The 20,739-nt window shown below is 53.7% G+C and carries 22 protein-coding genes and 2 tRNA genes; 7 read left to right on the plus strand and 17 right to left on the minus strand.

The window, feature by feature from the left end; translation table 11 throughout:
• Positions 1 to 5: 5 nt before the first annotated feature.
• The 3 genes from nusA to NB069_RS19375 all read right to left on the minus strand — a co-directional run bounded on the left by nusA (position 6) and on the right by NB069_RS19375 (position 2,258).
• Positions 6 to 1,493, minus strand: coding sequence for a transcription termination factor NusA (gene nusA / locus NB069_RS19365; protein WP_250586226.1), 1,488 nt, complete (start codon positions 1,491 to 1,493; stop codon positions 6 to 8).
• 28 nt (positions 1,494 to 1,521) lie between these two features.
• The gene (gene rimP, locus NB069_RS19370; protein WP_139156304.1) at positions 1,522 to 1,974 is read right to left on the minus strand and encodes a ribosome maturation factor RimP; all 453 of its coding nucleotides are present in this window, start codon (positions 1,972 to 1,974) and stop codon (positions 1,522 to 1,524) included.
• Positions 1,975 to 2,181: 207 nt separating this feature from the next.
• Positions 2,182 to 2,258 (minus strand) — tRNA-Met (locus tag NB069_RS19375).
• Between the two features lie 285 nt (positions 2,259 to 2,543).
• Between NB069_RS19375 and argG the strand changes: the two genes are divergently transcribed.
• Positions 2,544 to 3,890, plus strand: coding sequence for an argininosuccinate synthase (gene argG / locus NB069_RS19380; protein WP_250586228.1), 1,347 nt, complete (start codon positions 2,544 to 2,546; stop codon positions 3,888 to 3,890).
• A 164-nt stretch (positions 3,891 to 4,054) separates the two neighbouring features.
• Here argG and NB069_RS19385 read toward each other — a convergent pair.
• From NB069_RS19385 to rlmE, 6 genes are all read right to left on the minus strand, one after another.
• A tRNA-Leu gene (locus tag NB069_RS19385) sits at positions 4,055 to 4,141 on the minus strand.
• Positions 4,142 to 4,154: 13 nt separating this feature from the next.
• A complete protein-coding gene (gene secG, locus NB069_RS19390; RefSeq protein WP_039031650.1) occupies positions 4,155 to 4,487 on the minus strand; it encodes a preprotein translocase subunit SecG in 333 nt (110 codons plus the stop codon).
• Positions 4,488 to 4,708: 221 nt separating this feature from the next.
• The gene (glmM, locus tag NB069_RS19395; protein WP_250586231.1) at positions 4,709 to 6,046 is read right to left on the minus strand and encodes a phosphoglucosamine mutase; all 1,338 of its coding nucleotides are present in this window, start codon (positions 6,044 to 6,046) and stop codon (positions 4,709 to 4,711) included.
• A complete protein-coding gene (folP, locus tag NB069_RS19400) occupies positions 6,039 to 6,887 on the minus strand; it encodes a dihydropteroate synthase (protein WP_250586233.1) in 849 nt (282 codons plus the stop codon). Before folP ends, glmM begins: the two co-directional genes overlap by 8 nt.
• A gap of 92 nt (positions 6,888 to 6,979) precedes the next feature.
• Positions 6,980 to 8,914, minus strand: coding sequence for an ATP-dependent zinc metalloprotease FtsH (ftsH, locus tag NB069_RS19405; RefSeq protein WP_250586235.1), 1,935 nt, complete (start codon positions 8,912 to 8,914; stop codon positions 6,980 to 6,982).
• Between the two features lie 102 nt (positions 8,915 to 9,016).
• The gene (gene rlmE, locus NB069_RS19410; RefSeq protein WP_103177173.1) at positions 9,017 to 9,643 is read right to left on the minus strand and encodes a 23S rRNA (uridine(2552)-2'-O)-methyltransferase RlmE; all 627 of its coding nucleotides are present in this window, start codon (positions 9,641 to 9,643) and stop codon (positions 9,017 to 9,019) included.
• 122 nt (positions 9,644 to 9,765) lie between these two features.
• Between rlmE and yhbY the strand changes: the two genes are divergently transcribed.
• Positions 9,766 to 10,059, plus strand: a complete 294-nt coding sequence (gene yhbY, locus NB069_RS19415) for a ribosome assembly RNA-binding protein YhbY (RefSeq protein ID WP_032614629.1) — start codon at positions 9,766 to 9,768, stop codon at positions 10,057 to 10,059.
• Between the two features lie 152 nt (positions 10,060 to 10,211).
• Here yhbY and greA read toward each other — a convergent pair whose 3' ends face one another.
• On the minus strand, positions 10,212 to 10,688 hold the full coding sequence (gene greA, locus NB069_RS19420; RefSeq protein ID WP_103177174.1) for a transcription elongation factor GreA: 477 nt from the start codon (positions 10,686 to 10,688) through the stop codon (positions 10,212 to 10,214).
• Between the two features lie 246 nt (positions 10,689 to 10,934).
• Between greA and dacB the strand changes: the two genes are divergently transcribed.
• The 3 genes from dacB to pmrB are packed head-to-tail and all read left to right on the plus strand — an operon-like array spanning position 10,935 to position 14,073.
• Positions 10,935 to 12,368, plus strand: a complete 1,434-nt coding sequence (gene dacB, locus NB069_RS19425; protein ID WP_250586237.1) for a serine-type D-Ala-D-Ala carboxypeptidase — start codon at positions 10,935 to 10,937, stop codon at positions 12,366 to 12,368.
• A 2-nt stretch (positions 12,369 to 12,370) separates the two neighbouring features.
• Positions 12,371 to 13,033: a two-component system response regulator PmrA gene (pmrA, locus tag NB069_RS19430; RefSeq protein WP_039031643.1), complete on the plus strand. Its 663-nt coding sequence runs from the start codon at positions 12,371 to 12,373 to the stop codon at positions 13,031 to 13,033.
• Complete coding sequence (gene pmrB / locus NB069_RS19435; protein WP_250586239.1) at positions 13,030 to 14,073, plus strand: two-component system sensor histidine kinase PmrB; 1,044 nt, start codon at positions 13,030 to 13,032, stop codon at positions 14,071 to 14,073. Before pmrA ends, pmrB begins: the two co-directional genes overlap by 4 nt.
• Positions 14,074 to 14,107: 34 nt before the next feature.
• Here the strand turns inward: pmrB and cgtA are convergent, their stop codons facing one another.
• From cgtA to rplU, 4 genes are all read right to left on the minus strand, one after another.
• On the minus strand, positions 14,108 to 15,283 hold the full coding sequence (cgtA, locus tag NB069_RS19440; protein ID WP_250586241.1) for an Obg family GTPase CgtA: 1,176 nt from the start codon (positions 15,281 to 15,283) through the stop codon (positions 14,108 to 14,110).
• Entirely contained in the window at positions 15,280 to 16,263 is a 984-nt protein-coding gene (locus tag NB069_RS19445) for a DMT family transporter (protein ID WP_250586243.1), read from the minus strand. The genes cgtA and NB069_RS19445 overlap by 4 nt, the downstream gene beginning before the upstream one ends.
• Positions 16,264 to 16,359: 96 nt before the next feature.
• The gene (gene rpmA, locus NB069_RS19450; RefSeq protein WP_007673187.1) at positions 16,360 to 16,617 is read right to left on the minus strand and encodes a 50S ribosomal protein L27; all 258 of its coding nucleotides are present in this window, start codon (positions 16,615 to 16,617) and stop codon (positions 16,360 to 16,362) included.
• A gap of 19 nt (positions 16,618 to 16,636) precedes the next feature.
• Positions 16,637 to 16,948: a 50S ribosomal protein L21 gene (gene rplU / locus NB069_RS19455; RefSeq protein ID WP_003025032.1), complete on the minus strand. Its 312-nt coding sequence runs from the start codon at positions 16,946 to 16,948 to the stop codon at positions 16,637 to 16,639.
• A 256-nt stretch (positions 16,949 to 17,204) separates the two neighbouring features.
• Between rplU and ispB the strand changes: the two genes are divergently transcribed.
• Both ispB and sfsB read left to right on the plus strand, forming a co-directional pair.
• On the plus strand, positions 17,205 to 18,176 hold the full coding sequence (gene ispB, locus NB069_RS19460; RefSeq protein WP_250586245.1) for an octaprenyl diphosphate synthase: 972 nt from the start codon (positions 17,205 to 17,207) through the stop codon (positions 18,174 to 18,176).
• 230 nt (positions 18,177 to 18,406) lie between these two features.
• On the plus strand, positions 18,407 to 18,694 hold the full coding sequence (gene sfsB, locus NB069_RS19465) for a DNA-binding transcriptional regulator SfsB (protein ID WP_250586247.1): 288 nt from the start codon (positions 18,407 to 18,409) through the stop codon (positions 18,692 to 18,694).
• Between the two features lie 60 nt (positions 18,695 to 18,754).
• On the opposite strand, the gene murA is transcribed toward sfsB, so the two are convergent.
• From murA to mlaB, 3 genes are all read right to left on the minus strand, one after another.
• On the minus strand, positions 18,755 to 20,014 hold the full coding sequence (gene murA / locus NB069_RS19470) for a UDP-N-acetylglucosamine 1-carboxyvinyltransferase (protein ID WP_250586249.1): 1,260 nt from the start codon (positions 20,012 to 20,014) through the stop codon (positions 18,755 to 18,757).
• A 52-nt stretch (positions 20,015 to 20,066) separates the two neighbouring features.
• The gene (gene ibaG / locus NB069_RS19475) at positions 20,067 to 20,321 is read right to left on the minus strand and encodes a BolA family iron metabolism protein IbaG (RefSeq protein WP_032614457.1); all 255 of its coding nucleotides are present in this window, start codon (positions 20,319 to 20,321) and stop codon (positions 20,067 to 20,069) included.
• Between the two features lie 126 nt (positions 20,322 to 20,447).
• Positions 20,448 to 20,738, minus strand: coding sequence for a lipid asymmetry maintenance protein MlaB (mlaB, locus tag NB069_RS19480; RefSeq protein ID WP_250586251.1), 291 nt, complete (start codon positions 20,736 to 20,738; stop codon positions 20,448 to 20,450).
• Position 20,739: the final 1 nt, after the last annotated feature.

The raw sequence follows: 20,739 nt of genomic DNA on the forward strand, positions 1-20,739 counted from the left end.
GTTTATTACGCTTCGTCGCCGAACCAGCAGATATTACGTGCGGCCATGATGAGTTCGCCGGCTTTCTCGTCGGTTAAACCTTCGATATCGGCCAGGTCATCAACGCCTTGCTCGGCGAGATCTTCCAGCGTACAAACACCACGGGCAGCCAGCTTGAACGCGATCGCACGATCAAGACCTTCCAGATTCAGCAGGTCATCAGCCGGCTTGTTATCACCAAGGCTTTCTTCCTGAGCCAGTGCCAGGGTGGTCAGTGCGTTTTTAGCGCGGTCACGCAGGGCTTCAACGGTTGCTTCGTCCAGACCGTCAATTTCCAGCAGTTCTTTCATTGGCACATAGGCCAGCTCTTCCAGCGTTGAGAAACCTTCTTCAACCAGGACGGTGGCGAAGTCTTCGTCAATGTCCAGGTATTTAGTGAAGGTATCGATGGCTGCATGGGCTTCTGCCTGATGCTTCGCCTGCAGGTCGTCAACGGTCATTACGTTGAGCTCCCAGCCGCTCAGCTGTGAAGCCAGACGGACGTTCTGACCGTTACGGCCGATAGCCTGTGCCAGGTTACCTGCTTCAACGGCGATATCCATGGTGTGCTTGTCTTCGTCTACGACGATAGAGGCAACGTCAGCCGGCGCCATCGCGTTAATCACGAACTGTGCTGGGTTGTCGTCCCACAGAACGATATCAATACGCTCCCCGCCGAGTTCAGTCGAAACCGCCTGAACACGCGCACCACGCATACCGACGCAAGCACCGACCGGATCGATACGCTTGTCGTTGGTTTTCACCGCGATTTTTGCACGGGAACCCGGATCGCGGGCAGCGGCTTTAATCTCGATAACTTCTTCGCCGATTTCTGGCACTTCGATGCGGAACAGTTCGATCAGCATCTCAGGCTTGGAACGGGTCACGAACAGCTGAGCACCGCGTGCTTCTGGACGCACGGAATACAGCACGCCACGAATACGGTCACCCGGGCGGAAGTTTTCGCGTGGCAGCATATCTTCACGCAGAATAACCGCTTCAGCGTTGTTACCCAGATCCAGAGAGATGTTGTCGCGGTTCACTTTCTTCACCACGCCGGTGATGATCTCACCTTCGTGCTCACGGAACTGGTCAACAACCATTGCACGCTCGGCTTCACGTACTTTCTGTACGATGACCTGTTTAGCGGTCTGCGTGGTGATACGGTCGAAGGTCACGGATTCGATCTGATCTTCAACGTAATCGTCAATGTTCAGGCTTTCATCTTCGAAACGAGCCGCTTCAAGAGTGATCTCTTTCGTTGGCTGGGTCACTTCTTCAACGATAACCCAACGACGGAAAGTATCGAAGTCGCCGCTTTTACGATCGATTTCAACGCGGACATCGATCTCTTGTTCGTATTTTTTCTTGGTTGCCGTAGCCAGTGCACTTTCCAGCGCTTCGAAAATTTTCTCACGCGGCAGGGCTTTCTCGTTGGAGACGGCTTCAACAACAGCCAAAATTTCTTTGTTCATCGCGGGCTTTTCACCTCAATCCAGACTGTTAAAAGTGGGGAACCAGGTTCGCCTTCTGGATATTACTCAGCGCGAACACTTCATCTTTGCCTTCGACTGTAACCGTGATCATCTCACCATCAACGGCTTTAATAACGCCTTGCCATTTACGGCGGTTCTGTACGGCCATACGCAGAACGAGAGCCACTTCTTCACCGGTAAAGCGCGTGTAGTGTTCAGCCGTGAACATAGGTCTGTCGAGACCAGGCGAGGAAACTTCCAGGTTGTAGGCAACAGTAATAGGATCTTCAACATCAAGAACCGCACTGACCTGGTGGCTGACATCAGCACAATCATCAACATTGATGCCATCTTCACTATCAATATAGATGCGCAGCGTGGATGTACGACCCCGAACGAATTCGATGCCGACCAGTTCGTAGCCCAGTGCTTCGACCGGTGCTGTAATCATCTCTGTTAATTTTTGCTCTAATGTGGACAAGCCCACCCCCAAGACGTAAAAAAAGGGCATAAAGCCCAGTTATTCTGTAGTCAGATAACAAAAAACCCCGATAAATCGGGGCTTTAGATAACTGAACCCTATAGCCACAACTGTGGCCTGGAGCACTTTCAAAAAGAATTTTTTCAAATCCAGCTACGAAGGCGCTAAGTCTTCACAGTATATTTGAAAAAGGACTTTATAGGAAAGTGGTTGCGGGGGCCGGATTTGAACCGACGACCTTCGGGTTATGAGCCCGACGAGCTACCAGGCTGCTCCACCCCGCGCCTGAAACGTGGCAAATTCTACTCGCTGTGGGTAAAAAATGCAAATAATGCTGGGATTTGGTACCGAGGACGGGACGTAAAATCGGCATACAGTATATTGGTAGCGTACGCCCCTGTCAACCTTACGAAGCGCAGCGATTCAGGCGGTAAATTTTTACAAAAAATACACGAATCTCTTTCGGTACTTGCCAAAAGATGATTAAATGAAAACTCACTTATTCTGCATAAAAATGCATTTTAGGGTGAAGCGATCACTCATCAGTCAATCAAGCAGGGTTTTATTTTATGACGACGATTCTCAAGCATCTTCCGCAAGGACAACGTATTGGCATCGCTTTTTCAGGCGGCCTGGATACCAGCGCTGCACTGCTGTGGATGCGCCAGAAGGGAGCGGTTCCGTATGCATATACTGCGAACCTGGGTCAGCCGGATGAGGACGATTATGACGCGATCCCTCGTCGTGCCATGGAGTATGGTGCAGAGAACGCACGCCTGATTGACTGCCGTAAGCAGCTGGTCGCCGAAGGTATCGCTGCCATTCAGTGCGGCGCTTTCCACAACACCACCGGCGGCCTGACCTATTTCAACACCACCCCGCTGGGCCGCGCAGTTACCGGCACCATGCTGGTTGCCGCCATGAAAGAAGATGGCGTAAACATCTGGGGCGATGGCAGTACTTATAAAGGCAACGACATTGAGCGCTTCTACCGTTACGGTCTGCTGACCAACGCAGAACTGCAGATCTATAAGCCGTGGCTGGATACCGATTTTATCGATGAGCTGGGTGGCCGTCATGAAATGTCTGAATTTATGATTGCCTGTGGTTTTGACTACAAAATGTCCGTTGAGAAAGCTTACTCCACCGATTCCAACATGCTCGGCGCCACGCACGAAGCAAAAGACCTTGAGTTCCTGAACTCCAGCGTGAAGATTGTTAACCCGATCATGGGCGTGAAGTTCTGGGATGAAAACGTCAAAATTCAGGCAGAAGAGGTGACCGTACGTTTCGAGCGCGGTCATCCGGTTGCCCTGAACGGTCAGACCTTCTCTGACGATGTTGAATTGATGCTGGAAGCTAACCGCATCGGTGGCCGTCACGGTCTGGGTATGAGCGATCAGATCGAAAACCGTATCATCGAAGCAAAAAGCCGTGGCATCTACGAAGCCCCGGGGATGGCGCTGCTGCACATCGCTTACGAGCGTCTGCTGACCGGTATTCACAACGAGGACACCATTGAGCAGTACCATTCTCATGGTCGTCAGCTTGGCAAACTGCTGTATCAGGGCCGCTGGTTCGACCCGCAAGCTCTGATGCTGCGTGATGCCCTGCAGCGTTGGGTGGCGAGTGCCATCACCGGGGAAGTGACCCTGGAACTGCGTCGCGGCAACGATTACTCTATTCTGAACACCGTGTCTGACAACCTGACCTACCAGGCAGAGCGTCTGACCATGGAGAAAGGCGATTCCGTCTTCTCGCCGGACGACCGTATTGGCCAGCTGACGATGCGTAATCTGGATATCACCGATACCCGCGCCAAGCTGTTTACCTATACCGAGAACGGTCTGCTCTCCGTATCCACAGGTAACGGTCTGCCGCAGGTTGAGAATCTGGAAAACAGCGATAAGCAGTAATCGCGAATAAGAAAGACAAAAGGCGCCTGAAGGCGCCTTTTTTATTGCCGAATTTCGTGGCCCTGCCCTCTTTTCGCCCGGCGGCGCGTCGCTTACCGGGCCGACAAAAAGCAGAACTACAGACGAAAAAAAAGACGTCTTTCGACGTCTTTCTTTCGGAATATTGGTACTGAGGATGGGACTCGAACCCACAAGCCCGTTAGGGCACTACCACCTCAAGGTAGCGTGTCTACCAATTCCACCACCTCAGCACAGATACTTCTCTTACTGCGGGATATCGCTGGTCGGCTTAGCCGGTGCAGCTGGCTGAGTCTGCTCAGATTTCGCTGGCGCGCTCAGGTTATCCCACTCGCTTCCTTTATTGATCTTGTTGCTATTGATATTGCCAAGCGCCAGACTGATGATGAAAAACAGCGTTGCCAGAATCGCCGTTGCGCGGGTCATGAAGTTACCAGAACCACTTGAACCGAACAGCGTACCAGAAGCGCCTGCTCCAAAGGAGGCCCCCATATCAGCGCCTTTACCTTGCTGCAGCATGATCAGCGCTACCAGAGCGATGGCTACAATAAGGAAAACTACCAAAAGAGCTTCGTACATAATCAACCTGTTCCTTGCGGATTTGCCGCATACCAATGCTTCAACCAATAAGCAGGAATTTTGCTTTCCCACTGAAGCGGGTGTGAATACTAACCAAAGCGAATGACCTTCGCAAGGGCAATTTCGACTCATTGTATCAAGTGCGGAAAAAAACAGCAAAACCGCCAAAACTGTACAAAACAAAGGCGGCACAGGCCGCCTTTTTAGGCACTTAACGTCATTTACGCCGCTTTTACCGCATCAGCGATACGATGGGCAAATTCGGTGACCTGCGCTTCGTCTTCCCCTTCCACCATCACGCGGATCAGCGGTTCAGTTCCCGACTTACGCAGCAGAACGCGACCACGAGAGCCCAGCGCCGCTTCCACCTCGGCCATTACCGCTTTTACATTCTCGTTTTCCAGCGGATCGCCCTTACCTGCTGTAAAGCGGACATTAACCAGGATCTGCGGGAACATTTTCATACCGCTACACAGATCGTGCAGGGACATATGGTTACGCACCATCGCCGCCACAACCTGCAGGCTGGCAACAATACCGTCACCGGTGGTGGTTTTGTCGAGCAGGATCACGTGGCCAGAGTTCTCGGCCCCAATGCGCCAGCCTTTCTCTTGCAGTTTTTCCAGTACGTAACGGTCGCCGACTTTCGCGCGCGCAAACGGGATACCCAGTTGCTTGAGGGCCAGCTCCAGACCCATGTTGCTCATCAGGGTACCCACAGCGCCACCGCGCAGTTGCCCCTGGCGCAGACCTTCGCGGGCAATGATATAGAGGATCTGATCGCCGTCGACTTTGTTACCTTCGTGGTCGACCATGATTACGCGGTCGCCGTCGCCGTCGTAAGCGATACCCAGATCGGCCTTTTCTGCCAGCACTCGCGCCTGCAGAGCACGGACATCCGTTGCCCCCACTTCGGCATTGATGTTCAGCCCGTTAGGCTCGCAGCCGATGGACACAACCTGCGCACCCAGCTCACGGAACACATTAGGGGCGATGTGGTAGGTTGCACCGTTCGCGCAATCAACCACGATTTTGAGATGGCCCAGGCTCAGCTCGTTCGGGAAGGTGCCTTTGCAGAATTCGATGTAGCGACCCGCAGCATCGACGATGCGGCTGGCTTTACCCAGCTCAGCGGAGTCAACGCAGGTAAGCTCTTTTTCCATTTCCGCTTCAATGGCTTCTTCAACATCATCCGGGAGCTTAGTCCCGTCAATGGAGAAGAATTTGATGCCGTTATCGTAGAACGGATTATGCGACGCAGAGATAACGATACCTGCTTCCGCACGGAAGGCTCGGGTCAGGTAGGCCACCGCTGGGGTCGGCATTGGGCCGGTAAAAGAGGCGGACAGCCCTGCGGCAGAGAGGCCTGCTTCCAGCGCGGACTCGAGCATGTAGCCGGAAATACGGGTGTCTTTACCGATGATGATTTTGCGCGAGCCGTGGCTGGCCAGCACTTTGCCAGCCGCCCAGCCTAACTTCAGCACAAACTCAGGTGTGATTGGCGCATCGCCCACGCGTCCACGAATGCCGTCGGTACCAAAATATTTACGATTACTCATAGCGGGAGTTTTCCTTAGCTGCCAGTGTGGCTTCCACCACTCGCATGGCTTCTGCTGTTTCTTTTACGTCATGGACGCGAATTATATGGGCTCCCTGCATCGCTGCAATCACCGCACAGGCCAGACTGCCACTCAGGCGATCTGATGGCCCAACATTAAGCAGTTGCCCTATCATGGATTTTCTCGACATTCCGACCAGCAGCGGCAGGCCAAAATGGTGAAACTCAGATAAGCGAGCAAGAAGTTCGTAGTTATGAGAGAGATTTTTACCGAAACCGAATCCCGGGTCGAGCAGCAATTTCGCTTTTGCGATACCGGCACGTTCACAGCGCGCAATATGCTCTTCGAAGTAGCGGTTCACATCTGCAAACACGTCACTGTATTTGGGGGCATCCTGCATGGTTTTCGGCTGACCCTGCATATGCATCAGACAGACCGGCAATCCGGTCTCCGCTGCCGCCTCAAGCGCGCCGGGCTCGGTGAGCGAGCGAATGTCATTAATAATGTGAGCGCCCACTCTGGCCGATTCGCGGATCACCTCTGGCTTTGAGGTATCCACCGAGATCCACACTTCAAAACGCCGGGCAATGGCTTCAACCACCGGGATGACGCGCGACAGCTCTTCATCAACGCTGACATCCGCCGCCCCTGGACGCGTCGACTCTCCGCCTACATCGATGATCGTCGCGCCAGCATTGATCATCAAATTCGCATGCCTGACCGCATCAATAAGTGAATTATGCGTGCCGCCATCGGAAAAAGAGTCTGGCGTGACGTTCAGGATCCCCATCACATGTGGATGAGAAAGATCGAGATAAGAATCCTGGGCGAAGAGTTTCATGGCAAGTCCCTGATTTTGGTTAAGCAGACAAGAAAAACCCCGGGGCAAGCCCCAGGGTTTCAGGTAAAGAGAACATCATTTACAGCGGGGACTTATTTGTCGCCCAGCTGTTCTGACATGGTGTTGCCCGGGTTCGGCGTACGCGGTTCATCGACCGGACGCGGCGCGCGTGGCGTACCGTTGTTGTCAGAGTTGTTGGAAGCGCCAGGATCTTCCCAGCCCGCAGGTGGACGAACATCACGGCGTGCCATCAGGTCGTCGATTTGCGGCGCATCGATGGTCTCATATTTCATGAGCGCATCTTTCATGGCGTGCAGAATATCCATATTGTCATTCAGGATCTGACGGGCACGACCGTAGTTACGCTCGATCAGTGCTTTTACTTCCTGGTCGATGATACGTGCTGTTTCATCGGACATATGTTTCGCTTTCGCCACGCTGCGACCGAGGAACACTTCGCCTTCTTCTTCCGCATACAGCAGCGGACCAAGTTTGTCGGAGAAGCCCCACTGGGTCACCATGTTACGCGCCAGGTTTGTCGCAACTTTAATGTCGTTAGACGCACCGGTCGAAACATGTTCCGCACCGTAAATAATCTCTTCTGCCAGACGGCCACCGTAAAGGGTCGAAATCTGGCTTTCCAGTTTCTGGCGGCTGGCGCTGATAGCATCGCCCTCCGGCAGGAAGAAGGTCACACCCAGCGCACGACCACGTGGAATAATCGTCACTTTATGTACCGGATCGTGTTCCGGTACCAGGCGACCGATAATCGCATGACCTGCTTCGTGATAAGCCGTGGACTCTTTCTGCGCTTCCGTCATCACCATGGAGCGACGTTCCGCACCCATCATGATTTTGTCTTTCGCTTTCTCGAACTCCACCATGGAAACCACACGCTTGTTGCCACGGGCAGCAAACAGCGCAGCTTCGTTCACCAGGTTAGCCAGATCGGCACCGGAGAAGCCCGGCGTACCGCGCGCAATGATTGCCGCATCAATGTCCGGAGACAGCGGTACGCGACGCATATGCACTTTCAGAATCTGCTCACGACCACGAACGTCTGGCAGACCTACCACAACCTGACGGTCAAAACGACCTGGACGCAGCAGCGCAGGGTCAAGAACGTCCGGGCGGTTAGTCGCTGCGATAACGATGATACCTTCGTTACCTTCGAAGCCGTCCATCTCAACCAGCATCTGGTTCAGCGTCTGTTCACGTTCATCGTGACCACCACCCAGGCCTGCGCCACGCTGGCGGCCTACGGCGTCGATTTCATCGATGAAGATGATGCACGGTGCGGCTTTCTTGGCCTGTTCGAACATGTCACGCACACGAGATGCACCGACACCCACGAACATTTCCACGAAGTCAGAACCTGAAATGGTAAAGAATGGCACCTTCGCTTCACCTGCGATGGCTTTCGCCAGCAGGGTTTTACCGGTACCCGGAGGCCCTACCATCAGAACGCCTTTCGGGATCTTACCGCCCAGTTTCTGGAAACGGCTCGGCTCACGCAGGTATTCAACCAGTTCACCCACCTCTTCTTTTGCTTCGTCGCAACCCGCCACGTCAGCAAAAGTGGTTTTGATCTGGTCTTCCGTCAGCATACGCGCCTTGCTCTTGCCAAACGACATGGCACCTTTGCCACCGCCGCCCTGCATCTGACGCATAAAGAAGATCCAGACGCCGATAAGCAGCAGCATCGGGAACCAGGAAATGAAGATAGAAGCCAGCAGGCTTGGCTCTTCCGGCGGCTCACCGACCACCTTGACGTTTTTAGTCAGAAGGTTGTCAAGCAGCTTAGGATCGTTCACCGGAATGTAAGTCGTGTAACGGTTACTATCTTTCTTGGTAACGTTGATCTCACGTCCGTTGATACGCGCTTCGCGAACCTGATCCTGGTTGACCTCTTGCAGGAAGGTAGAATAGTCCACCTTGCGGCCATTAGACTCGCTGGGCCCAAAGCTCTGGAATACTGACATCAGCACAACGGCAATGACCAGCCAGAGTATTAGGTTTTTCGCCATGTCACTCAAGGGATTAACCTCTTATTACAACTGTGTTAAAAACAGCGTCAGGATACTCTGTATCCGATTTATTTCAAACTTTCGCCTGAAATTCACCGGCTATCATTTTCGCCCGGTCGCTACAATATACACTTCACGTGAACGCGCACGCGAAGAGTCCGGCTTACGAACTTTGACCTTCGTAAACAGGGAGCGAATTTCCTTCAGATACTCTTCGAAACCTTCGCCCTGGAACACCTTCACTAAAAAACTACCACCCGGCGCTAATACATCACGACACATTTCTAACGCCAGTTCTACCAGATACATGGAGCGGGGGATATCCACCGCCGGTGTTCCGCACATATTTGGCGCCATATCGGACATGACAACCTGAACTTTACTGTCACCAACCCGTTCAAGTAACGCTTTCAGTACTAATTCATCACGAAAATCGCCCTGAAGGAAGTCCACACCAACGATGGGATCCATAGGTAAAAGATCGCAGGCGATAATTCGGCCCGTTCCGCCGATTTGTGTTACCGCATACTGCGACCATCCACCGGGCGCTGCACCGAGGTCGACAACCGTCATCCCCGGCTTAAAGAGTTTGTCACTTTGCTGTATTTCATCAAGTTTAAACCAGGCACGGGAACGTAACCCCTTTTTCTGTGCCTGTTGAACATATTTATCGCTAAAGTGTTCCTGGAGCCAGCGGCTCGAGCTAGCAGAACGCTTTTTACCTGTCATTTAACTTTCCGTCCTGGTTCATCGTAGCCTGTGGTGTAAATTTCCACTCAGCAATTTGGCGATATTAGGGAGATGGCGGTAGAATGAACCGTTTTCAATCCCAACGTAAGCAAAAATATACGATGAATCTGAGTACTAAACAAAAACAGCACCTTAAAGGTCTGGCACATCCGCTCAAGCCTGTAGTTATGCTTGGCAACAATGGTTTGACCGAAGGGGTACTGGCCGAGATTGAACAAGCGCTGGAGCACCACGAATTAATCAAGGTGAAAATCGCCTCTGAAGACAGAGACACCAAGACCTTGATCGTGGAAGCAATCGTGCGCGAGACCGGCGCCTGTAATGTACAGGTCATCGGTAAAACGCTGGTGCTCTACCGCCCTTCTAAAGAGCGTAAAATCTCGCTGCCACGCTAAGATTATCCTGAATTGAACACATTTACTGTGTAAAACGAGGGGTTTTTCGTTAGCAGGTGAGCAAAATGCCATGCTCCTTGAGTTGATAAAAGGCCGCTATGCGGCCTTTTTCCTATCTTTACAATGTATCAACATCCGCCCGGAGATGCGAATTACAGGTAATCAACCTTAGTAATTTCGAATTCCACTTCGCCGCCTGGCGTACGGATGGTGACAACATCGTCCTGCTCTTTACCTACCAGACCGCGTGCGATTGGCGAGTTTACTGAGATCAGATTCTGCTTAAAGTCAGCTTCGTCATCGCCAACGATGCGGTAGGAGACCTCTTCATCGGTATCCAGATTGATCACGGTGACGGTTGAGCCAAAAATCACACGCCCGTTATTTGGCATTTTTGTGATATCAATCACCTGCGCATTCGACAGCTTGGCTTCGATATCTTTAATTCGCCCTTCGCAGAACCCCTGCTGCTCACGCGCGGCGTGATACTCAGCATTCTCTTTCAGATCGCCATGCTCACGCGCCTCAGCGATCGCAGCAATGATTTCAGGGCGGCGAACAGACTTCAGAAAATCCAGCTCTTCACGCAGTTTTTCAGCGCCACGTAAGGTCATCGGAATAGCTTGCATTTGTTATACCTCTTTGACATTCCTGTTGGGTACGGGTAACCGACCCGACGACTGGCCCCGCAGGCATCACAGCCTGGCACAGGTCAGAAGCAAAAGAAAACTGACCCGGAAGCAAAGTTCCAGGTCAGCAGCAATTTTTCAATTTGATACGTATTTTACCGCGAAGTTCAGTATGGGTCATCGTTTACTTTACAGGGCGTTGGGCCGTAGTATGACGGTTTGTTTCCGGGTTGTTAGCGCGAGATTATGCGATTTTCCAGATTTATCATCGGATTGACCACCACTATTGCGTTCACTGTCCAGGCAGCGAACGTTGACGAGTACATTAATCAACTGCCCGATGGCGCCAATCTTGCCCTGGTCGTGCAAAAGGTAGGCGCCCAGGCGCCTGAGATTGATTATCACAGCCAGCAGATGGCCCTGCCTGCCAGTACGCAAAAGGTGATTACGGCGCTGGCTGCCCTGCTGCAGCTGGGTCCAGATTTTCGTTTTACGACCACGCTTGAAAGCAAAGGCAACATTGAGAGTGGCGTACTGAAGGGCGATCTTATCGCCCGCTTTGGCGGCGATCCGACGTTTAAACGTCAGGATATACGCAACATGGTCGCCGTGCTAAAGAAGTCTGGCGTACAGCGTATTGAAGGTAATGTGCTCATTGATACGTCCATTTTCGCCAGTCATGATAAAGCGCCCGGCTGGCCGTGGAACGACATGACCCAATGCTTCAGCGCCCCGCCTGCGGCAGCGATCGTCGATCGCAACTGCTTCTCCATTTCGTTATACAGCGCACCAAAACCCAATGATTTAGCTTTTATTCGGGTGGCGTCTTACTATCCGGTCAACATGTTCAGCCAGGTGCGTACGCTGGCGAAAGGTTCTCCGGAAGCGCAGTACTGCGAGCTGGATGTGGTGCCGGGCGATCTGAACCGCTTTACCCTGACCGGTTGCCTGACGCAACGGGCCGATCCGCTGCCGCTGGCCTTCGCCATTCAGGACGGGGCAAGCTACGCCGGCGCGATCCTCAAAGATGAGCTGAAGCAGGCCAACATTACCTACAGTGGTACCCTGCTGCGCCAGACGCAGAGCAACGAGCCCGGCACCGTGATTGCCAGTAAGCAATCGGCGCCGCTGCACGATCTGCTGAAGATCATGCTGAAAAAATCGGACAACATGATCGCCGATACCGTATTTCGCATGATTGGCCATGCCCGCTTCGGCGTACCGGGCACCTGGCGCGCCGGTTCAGATGCGGTGCGTCAGATCCTCCGCCAACAGGCCGGCATCGATCTCGGCAATACCATCGCGGTGGATGGTTCTGGTCTGTCGCGTCATAATCTGATCTCCCCTGCCACTATGATGCAGGTGCTACAGTACATTGCTCAGCACGACACTGAACTAAACTTCATTTCAATGCTGCCGCTCGCCGGTTATGACGGCTCACTGCAGTACCGTGCGGGCCTGCACGCAGCGGGCGTCGATGGCAAAGTCTCCGCCAAAACGGGGTCTTTGCAGGGTGTCTATAACCTTGCCGGGTTTATCACTACTGCCAGCGGACAGCGAATGGCATTTGTACAGTACCTTTCTGGCTATGCGGTTGAACCTGCTGACCAACGTAACCGCCGTATCCCGCTGGTGCGCTTTGAGAGCCGGCTTTACAAGGACATTTATCAGAATAACTAGCGATGAAATTACTCATTGTTGAAGACGATCTGCTGCTGCAGGAAGGGCTGGCTCTGGCGCTCTCAGCCGAGGGTTATACCCTTGATTGCGCGGGTACCGCCGCCGAGGCTGATGGCCTCATCCAGAGCGGCGAGTACAGCCTGGTGATCCTCGATCTTGGCCTGCCGGATAAAGACGGTGCCACCCTGCTGAGCCAGTGGCGCCGCCGGGGATTCGATAATCCGGTACTGATCCTGACCGCCCGCGACGCGCTGGAAGACCGGATTAACGGCCTGGACTCCGGCGCCGACGACTATCTGGTTAAGCCTTTTGCGCTGGCTGAGCTCCAGGCGCGCGCCAGAGCCTTGATACGTCGCTATCAGGGGCACAGTGATAACCTGCTCAGCGACGGCGATCTCACGCTGAACCTGCAAACGCAGCAGGTTTTACAGCACTCCCGGCCAGTCGAAGTTACCCCTAAAGAGTTCGCCCTGCTAACGCGGCTGATCATGCGTACCGGACAGACCGTCCACCGGGAAACCTTGCAGCAGGATATCTACTCCTGGCAAGACGATCCGGGCTCCAACACGCTGGAAGTTCATATCCATAATCTGCGGCGTAAGCTGGGTAAAGACCGGATCAAAACGGTGCGCGGCGTGGGATATCGCCTTGAGAGTCAAAAATGAACAGTATGCGCCGTCGTCTGATGGTGCTGTTGGCAGTTATTCTGCTGTTCTTTCAACTGGTTAGCGTCATCTGGCTCTGGCATGAGAGCCGGGAGCAGATCGGCTTTCTGGTGAACGAGACGCTCTCCGCAAAAGCCCGTAACCAGCACGTAGAGAAAGAGATCCGGGAGGCGATCGCCTCGTTACTGGTCCCTTCGCTGGTGATGGTCGGGTTTACGCTGCTGTTCTCCTTCTGGGCCGTCAGTTGGATCACCCGTCCGCTCAATCAGCTCCGCTCCAGCCTGGCGAATCGTTCTGCCGATAATCTCACTCCGCTGCCGATGTTCTCCGATATGGAAGAGATTGGCGCCGTCACCACTGCACTCAATCAGCTTCTTGCCAGACTGGATCAAACCATACAGCAGGAGCGCCTGTTCACCGCCGATGCCGCACACGAGCTCCGTACGCCGCTGGCGGGTATTCGCCTGCATCTGGAGCTGATGGCGCAGTCAGGCTCGCCCCAGGCGACGACGCTGGTTGCCCGCATCGATCAGCTAATGCATACGGTAGAACAACTGCTGATGCTGGCCCGCGCAGGTCAGGCTCTGGCCAGTGGCCACTACGATACGGTTAACTGGAGCGAGGCAATTTTTGCGCCGCTGGCGCTGGAGAATGAGACAAAAAGCCATACCCTCATCTGGCCGCAGGCGGGCCCGCAGAGCGTACAGGGTGACGCCACCTTGCTACGACTGATGCTGCGTAATTTGCTGGAAAATGCGGTGCGATACAGCCCGGCAGGAACCACCGTTGAAGTCGGAATGCAGGAGGTCGATGGCGGTACGTGGGTGAGCGTCTGCGATCAGGGGCCAGGCATTGATGAAGCCCATCGCCAGTCAATTACCGAGCCGTTTCGCCGTATCGATCAACGCTATGGCGGGAGCGGGCTGGGATTAAGCATCGTTCAGCGTATTGTACAGCTACATCGCGGTAAGCTTACGCTGGAGAACCGCCCTGAAGGGGGATTGGTAGTCGCCTGCTGGCTGCCTGAAAAACTGAATTAAAAAAGCCCCCTTGATAAGGGGGCTCCTGAGGGTCTTAACGCTTATAGATGAACTCGACGCCTTCTTCGTCGTCTTCATCCCAGTCGTCATCCCAGTCTTCGTCGTCTTCTTCTTCCGCCTGCTCTTCGAGCTGCTGACGGTGGTAGTCATCCCACATGAATTCGACTTTTTCAGGCTGTTTCGCTTCTTCTGCCTGCGTAACCGGATTCTCGATAATAAAGGTCATCACATCCCAGCACAGGTCTTTCACGCCCATCTGGCTGGCTGCAGAGATGAGATAATACTTATCTTCCCAGCCCATCGCTTCAGCGATGGCTTTCGCCTTCGCTTCGGCTTCAGCTTTGTCCATCAGGTCGATCTTGTTAAAGACCAGCCAGCGCGGCTTGGCAGCCAGTTTGTCGCTGTACTTTTCCAGCTCGCCAATAATGATACGGGCGTTTTCTACCGGATCGGAACCGTCGATCGGATCGATATCGATGAGATGCAGCAGAACGCGGCAACGCTCAAGGTGCTTCAGGAAGCGAATACCTAAGCCCGCGCCTTCGGCAGCGCCTTCGATCAGGCCCGGGATGTCGGCCACCACGAAGCTCTTCTCGTTATCCATACGCACCACGCCGAGGCTTGGTACCAGGGTTGTAAACGGATAGTCAGCCACTTTTGGTTTGGCTGCAGAGACGGCACGGATGAAGGTAGATTTACCGGCATTCGGCATCCCCAGCATACCGACGTCAGCCAGCAGCATCAGCTCCAGCTGCAGATCGCGCTTATCACCCGGCGTACCCATCGTTTTCTGACGCGGAGTACGGTTAACGGAAGATTTGAAGCGGGTATTGCCCAGACCATGCCAGCCGCCTTTAGCCACCATCAGGCGCTGACCGTGTTTGGTCATGTCGCCCATGGTTTCGCCAGTGCCCTGATCGACGACACGCGTCCCGACAGGAACTTTAACCGTGACGTCTTTACCACGTTTGCCGGTACAGTCACGACTCTGGCCGTTCTGGCCCCGCTCAGCACGGAAAGATTTTTCAAAACGGTAGTCGATCAGGGTGTTGAGGTTCTCGTCAGCTTCAAGCCATACGTCACCGCCGTCACCGCCGTCACCGCCGTCAGGGCCGCCTCTCGGGATATATTTTTCGCGGCGGAAGCTAACGCAACCATTACCGCCATCACCTGCCACGACCAGGATCGTTGCTTCATCAACAAACTTCATTTTACTCTCCGTAAATCATTCGCCTGAGCGGGGGACACTACTACCGCTTCACTTTTGCGCCAACGTCCCCAAAGACGATGACCAATGGCGGAATACATCGCGCCCGCAACCACGACAAACGCACCGAGATAAGCCAACAGGTTTAACATCGGTTTGACGAAGAAATCGGGCCAGGCCATTGATAATAAATCTGAAAATAACAGTGTAAAAAGTGGCGTCAGGGTTATCAGCGCGCTCACCTGCGCTGCCTGCCAGCGCGCCATCGCTTCTGCCAAGGCACCATAGCCCACCAACGTGTTCAGACCACAAAAGATCAGACACGCCAGCTGCCAGTCGCTAAGCTGGGTAATTACGCCCGGCTTCGCCAGCGGCAACAGTGCAATAGTACATAAAGTGTACAGCAAAAACAGGATCTGCTGTGACGCCAGACGGCGCAATAACACCTTTTGCGCGACGCCATAACTCACCCACACCGCCGCCGCACCCACGCCGAAAATCACACCCCAGGTGTAATCCGTCAGGCGGGTAAAAATCTCTATCAGACTGGTATTGAAGAACAACACCAGACCGCAGAGAAGCATCAGCGCCCCGATAATCTGCGTGCCGCGCATCTTCTCTTTCAGGATGAAGACGCTGGCAACCATCATGCCTACCGGTGAAAGCTGGCCAATAACCTGCGAGGCCGTGGGACTGAGGTACTGCAGGGAAGAACTGAACAAAATAAAGTTGCCGAACAGGCCACCTGTCGCAATCGCCAGCAATACCAGCCAGCGCGGTTTACGAAAGATGCGCAAAGGGGGAAGCTTGCCTTTTATCGCCAGGATAGTCCCTAACCCAATACCGGCCATCAGGAAGCGGTAGAACACCACCGTTGGCGGCTCCATCACTTCCAGTACCTGCTTCATTGCAATTGGCAGCGCACCCCAGCACATTGCGGTAGTGAGCGCCAAAAGAATACCAATGCCGGCCTGCTGCTTCATGCCCGTTTTCCCTACAGAAAAAATTACCGGGTTTCCAATGTAAAAAGCCCCGCAACACGTTGCGGGGCTTTAATCCGTTACCGGACCGAGAAAACCTTACTCAGCAACAATGCTGATGTATTTACGGTTGTTCGGGCCTTTAACTTCAAATTTCACTTTACCGTCTGCTTTAGCAAACAGAGTGTGGTCACGACCGCAACCTACGTTGTTACCAGCGTGGAATTTGGTGCCACGCTGACGAACGATGATGCTACCCGCCAGAACGGTTTCGCCACCGAAACGCTTAACGCCAAGGCGTTTAGCTTCTGAATCGCGACCGTTACGTGTGGAGCCGCCAGCCTTTTTATGTGCCATTTAAATCTCTCCTCAGGTCTTAGGCGCTGATGCCAGTAATTTTCACATCAGTGAACCACTGACGGTGGCCCTGCTGCTTACGGTAGTGTTTACGACGACGAAACTTAACGATTTTAACTTTCTCGCCACGACCATGAGCAACAACTTCAGCTTTGATAACGCCGCCATCAACGAAAGGAACGCCGATTTTGACTTCTTCACCGTTTGCGATCATCAGAACTTCAGCGAATTCAACAGATTCGCCAGTTGCGATGTCCAGCTTTTCCAGGCGAACGGTCTGACCTTCGCTTACTCGGTGTTGTTTACCACCACTTTGGAAAACCGCGTACATATAAACTCCGCTTCCGCGCACATCCTCGTGTGATTCAGAGTGCGCTATAAATATTCACAATAGGGCGCGAATATTACGCAAAACGCGAGCCTTTGACAAGTGCTACAGTCAATACATGAAGAAAAAAAACACAACGCGTACGGTAACGTTTATCTGCCGCGTTTTTTCAGTACAATCAGCGCTACTATTGATAAACCGAACCCTTCGTTAGCCCATTTGATATGTGGTAAACAGGACTACAAGCCCGGCTTTTGCGATGAATTTAGAAAAAATCAATGAGTTAACCGCGCAAGATATGGCGGGTGTGAATGCAGCAATCCTGGAACAGCTCGATTCTGACGTTTCCCTAATCAATCAGTTGGGTTATTACATCGTCAGCGGCGGGGGCAAACGCATCCGTCCGATGATCGCTGTGCTGGCCGCTCGCGCGGTCGGCTATCAGGACAATGCCCACGTCACGATCGCGGCGCTAATCGAATTTATTCATACCGCCACGTTGCTGCATGATGACGTCGTCGATGAGTCCGACATGCGTCGAGGCAAGGCGACCGCCAACGCCGCGTTTGGTAATGCCGCCAGCGTGCTGGTAGGCGATTTTATCTATACGCGCGCCTTCCAGATGATGACCAGCCTGGGATCCCTGAAGATCCTTGAAGTGATGTCCAAAGCGGTGAACGTCATCGCAGAAGGCGAAGTTCTGCAGTTGATGAACGTCAACGATCCGGACATCACCGAAGAGAACTACATGCGGGTGATCTACAGCAAAACCGCGCGTCTGTTCGAGGCCGCTGCGCAGTGCTCCGGGATTCTTGCTGGCTGTACCGACGAGCAGGAACGCGGGCTGCAGGATTACGGGCGCTACCTTGGCACCGCCTTCCAGCTGATTGACGATCTGCTCGACTACAGCGCCGATGGCGAGACGCTCGGCAAAAACGTTGGTGATGACCTCAACGAAGGCAAACCGACGCTGCCGTTGCTGCACGCCATGCGTAACGGCAACCCTGAGCAGGCAAAGCTGATCCGCGAAGCCATTGAGCAAGGAAACGGTCGACATCTTCTGGAACCGGTACTGGAAGCAATGGCAACCTGTGGTTCTCTGGAGTGGACGCGCCAGCGTGCGGAGGAAGAGGCTGATAAAGCTATCGCCGCCCTTCAGGTTATCCCTGACAGCCCATGGCGAGATGCCCTGATTGGCCTGGCACATATCGCCGTTCAGCGCGATCGATAACGTCAAACGGACTCTCTTTTTTATAAAAAGAGAGTTCTCATAAGTTCCAATTCTTAATCCAGTAAATTGTTAAATAATTCGCTTACAGGCCGCATGAATAAAGCCCTGGCATAATCCGAATGTGGCTTCGTGTAATGCGAACTTTTTAGAACCGATGTTCGAAGAAGGTATAGTAACACTGTCATTTAAGAGGAAATGACATACTCATACCAGAACAGAGGGATTGCTGAATGGATAAGAAATTTACCGACTGGCACTCGGCTGACATTATCGCCGCGCTGCGTAAAAAGGGAACATCACTGGCTGCAGAATCCCGCCGAAATGGTCTTAGCTCTTCTACCCTGGCAAATGCGCTGACGCGTCCCTGGCCGAAGGGAGAGTTGATCATTGCAACGGCGCTCGGAACCGACCCCTGGATCATTTGGCCATCACGCTACCACGACCCTATCACCCACGAATTTGTCGACAGAACGCGCATGATGCGCCAGAAAAGACAAGGAGAAGAGCCTCAGGAATGACGCTCTGTTAAACGGGAATAGCAACCCCCCGGTCGATGCGGCAGGGGGCTGCCAGGTCGATTACTCGCCCTTTACACGCTCAATATTTGCACCCAGTGCACGCAGTTTATCTTCGATGCGCTCATAGCCGCGATCGATGTGATAAATACGATCCACCAGCGTAGTCCCTTCCGCAATACAACCCGCCAGCACCAGGCTCGCAGACGCACGCAGATCCGTTGCCATTACCTGAGCACCGGACAGTTTTTCCACGCCGTGACAGATCACGGTATTGCTTTCGATTTCAGCGTGCGCGCCCATACGAATCAGTTCCGGCACGTGCATAAAGCGGTTTTCGAAGATGGTTTCGGTGATCACGCCCGTCCCTTCTGCAACCAGGTTCAGCAGCGTGAATTGCGCCTGCATGTCGGTCGGGAATGCCGGATGCGGGGAAGTGCGCACGTTGACCGCCTTCGGACGCTTACCATGCATGTCCAGGCTGATCCAGTCTTCGCCGGTTTCGACGTCGGCACCCGCTTCACGCAGCTTGGCCAGAACCGCATCCAGAGTATCAGGCTGGGCGTTACGGCAGACAATTTTACCGCCGGAGATCGCCGCTGCGACCAGGAAGGTCCCGGTTTCGATACGGTCAGGCAGCACGCGATATACGCCGCCGCCCAGGCGCGCGACGCCTTCAATGGTGATACGGTCGGTACCCTGGCCGGTGATCTTCGCGCCGAGCGTATTCAGGAAGTTCGCGGTATCCACGATTTCCGGCTCGCGCGCGGCGTTCTCGATGATGGTGGTACCTTCAGCCAGCGTGGCCGCAGACATGATGGTGACAGTAGCGCCAACGCTAACCTTGTCCATCACAATGTGCGCACCCTTCAGACGACCATTGACGGAGGCTTTGACGTAACCCTCTTCCAGCTTAATTTCTGCGCCCAGCTTCTCCAGGCCAAAAATATGCAGGTCGACCGGACGCGCGCCAATCGCGCAACCGCCCGGCAGAGAGACCTGACCCTGACCAAAACGTGCTACCAGTGGACCCAGGGCCCAGATAGAGGCGCGCATGGTCTTCACCAGGTCGTACGGTGCAGAGAAGTTGTTCACATTGCTGGCATCGATCCACACGGATCCGTTACGCTCAACCTTGGTACCCAGCTGGCCGAGCAGCTTCATAGTGGTATCAATGTCTTTCAGCCTGGGGACGTTCTGGATCTCTACCGGCTCTTCCGCAAGCAGTGCGGCGAAGAGGATTGGCAGCGCGGCGTTTTTAGCGCCGGAAATTGTGACTTCGCCCTGGAGACGCGTAGGCCCCTGTACACGAAATTTGTCCATGTGATTACTCTCTGTATGAATTCAACCGTGCTGCGGGCAAACCACCCTCAGCTCAAAAACCGTTTAGTTTGCGATCGCGTGCCCACTCAGTTGGGGTAAACGCCTTGATCGACAGGGCATGGATACGATTATCCGCGATATATTCCATCAGCGGCGCATAGACAGCCTGCTGCTTCTTAACGCGGCTCATGCCGTCAAAAATCTCACCCACAGCAATAACCTGAAAGTGGCTGCCGTCGCCGGAGACGTGGGCTTCCTGAAGGGCGAGTGCGTTCATCAGCACTGTCTGGATTTCATGATTTTCCATGGGTTCTATATCATCTGGTAGTGAAAACAAGCCCAACATCTTAGAGCAAAGTGACGCGGTCTTAAACAAGCAAAAAGCCCCGACGATGAAACTGTCAGGGCTTTTGATAGTAACGTACTGAAAAAATTAGCGAGGCAATACGTCTGCCGGCAGATTATAGAGCTGGGCCAGCGTGGCGACGTTATCGCTGACGCCTGAAAGCGTCACCTGTGCGCCCTGCCGCTTGCCCGTAGACACCAGGTGTACCAGCAGCGCCACACCCGCCGTATCCACGCGAGAGATACCGCTCAGGTCGATACAGGAGACTCCCTTCATAGCTTCTTCACGCGCATCCCACAGAGGATTCAGATAATCCTGATCCAACTCGCCTGAGAGTAATAACGTCTCACCCTCACGGGTCCAGCTCAGCTGCGACATA

The organism is Leclercia adecarboxylata, from assembly GCF_023639785.1.
Classification (GTDB): Bacteria; Pseudomonadota; Gammaproteobacteria; order Enterobacterales; family Enterobacteriaceae; genus Enterobacter; species Enterobacter adecarboxylatus_D.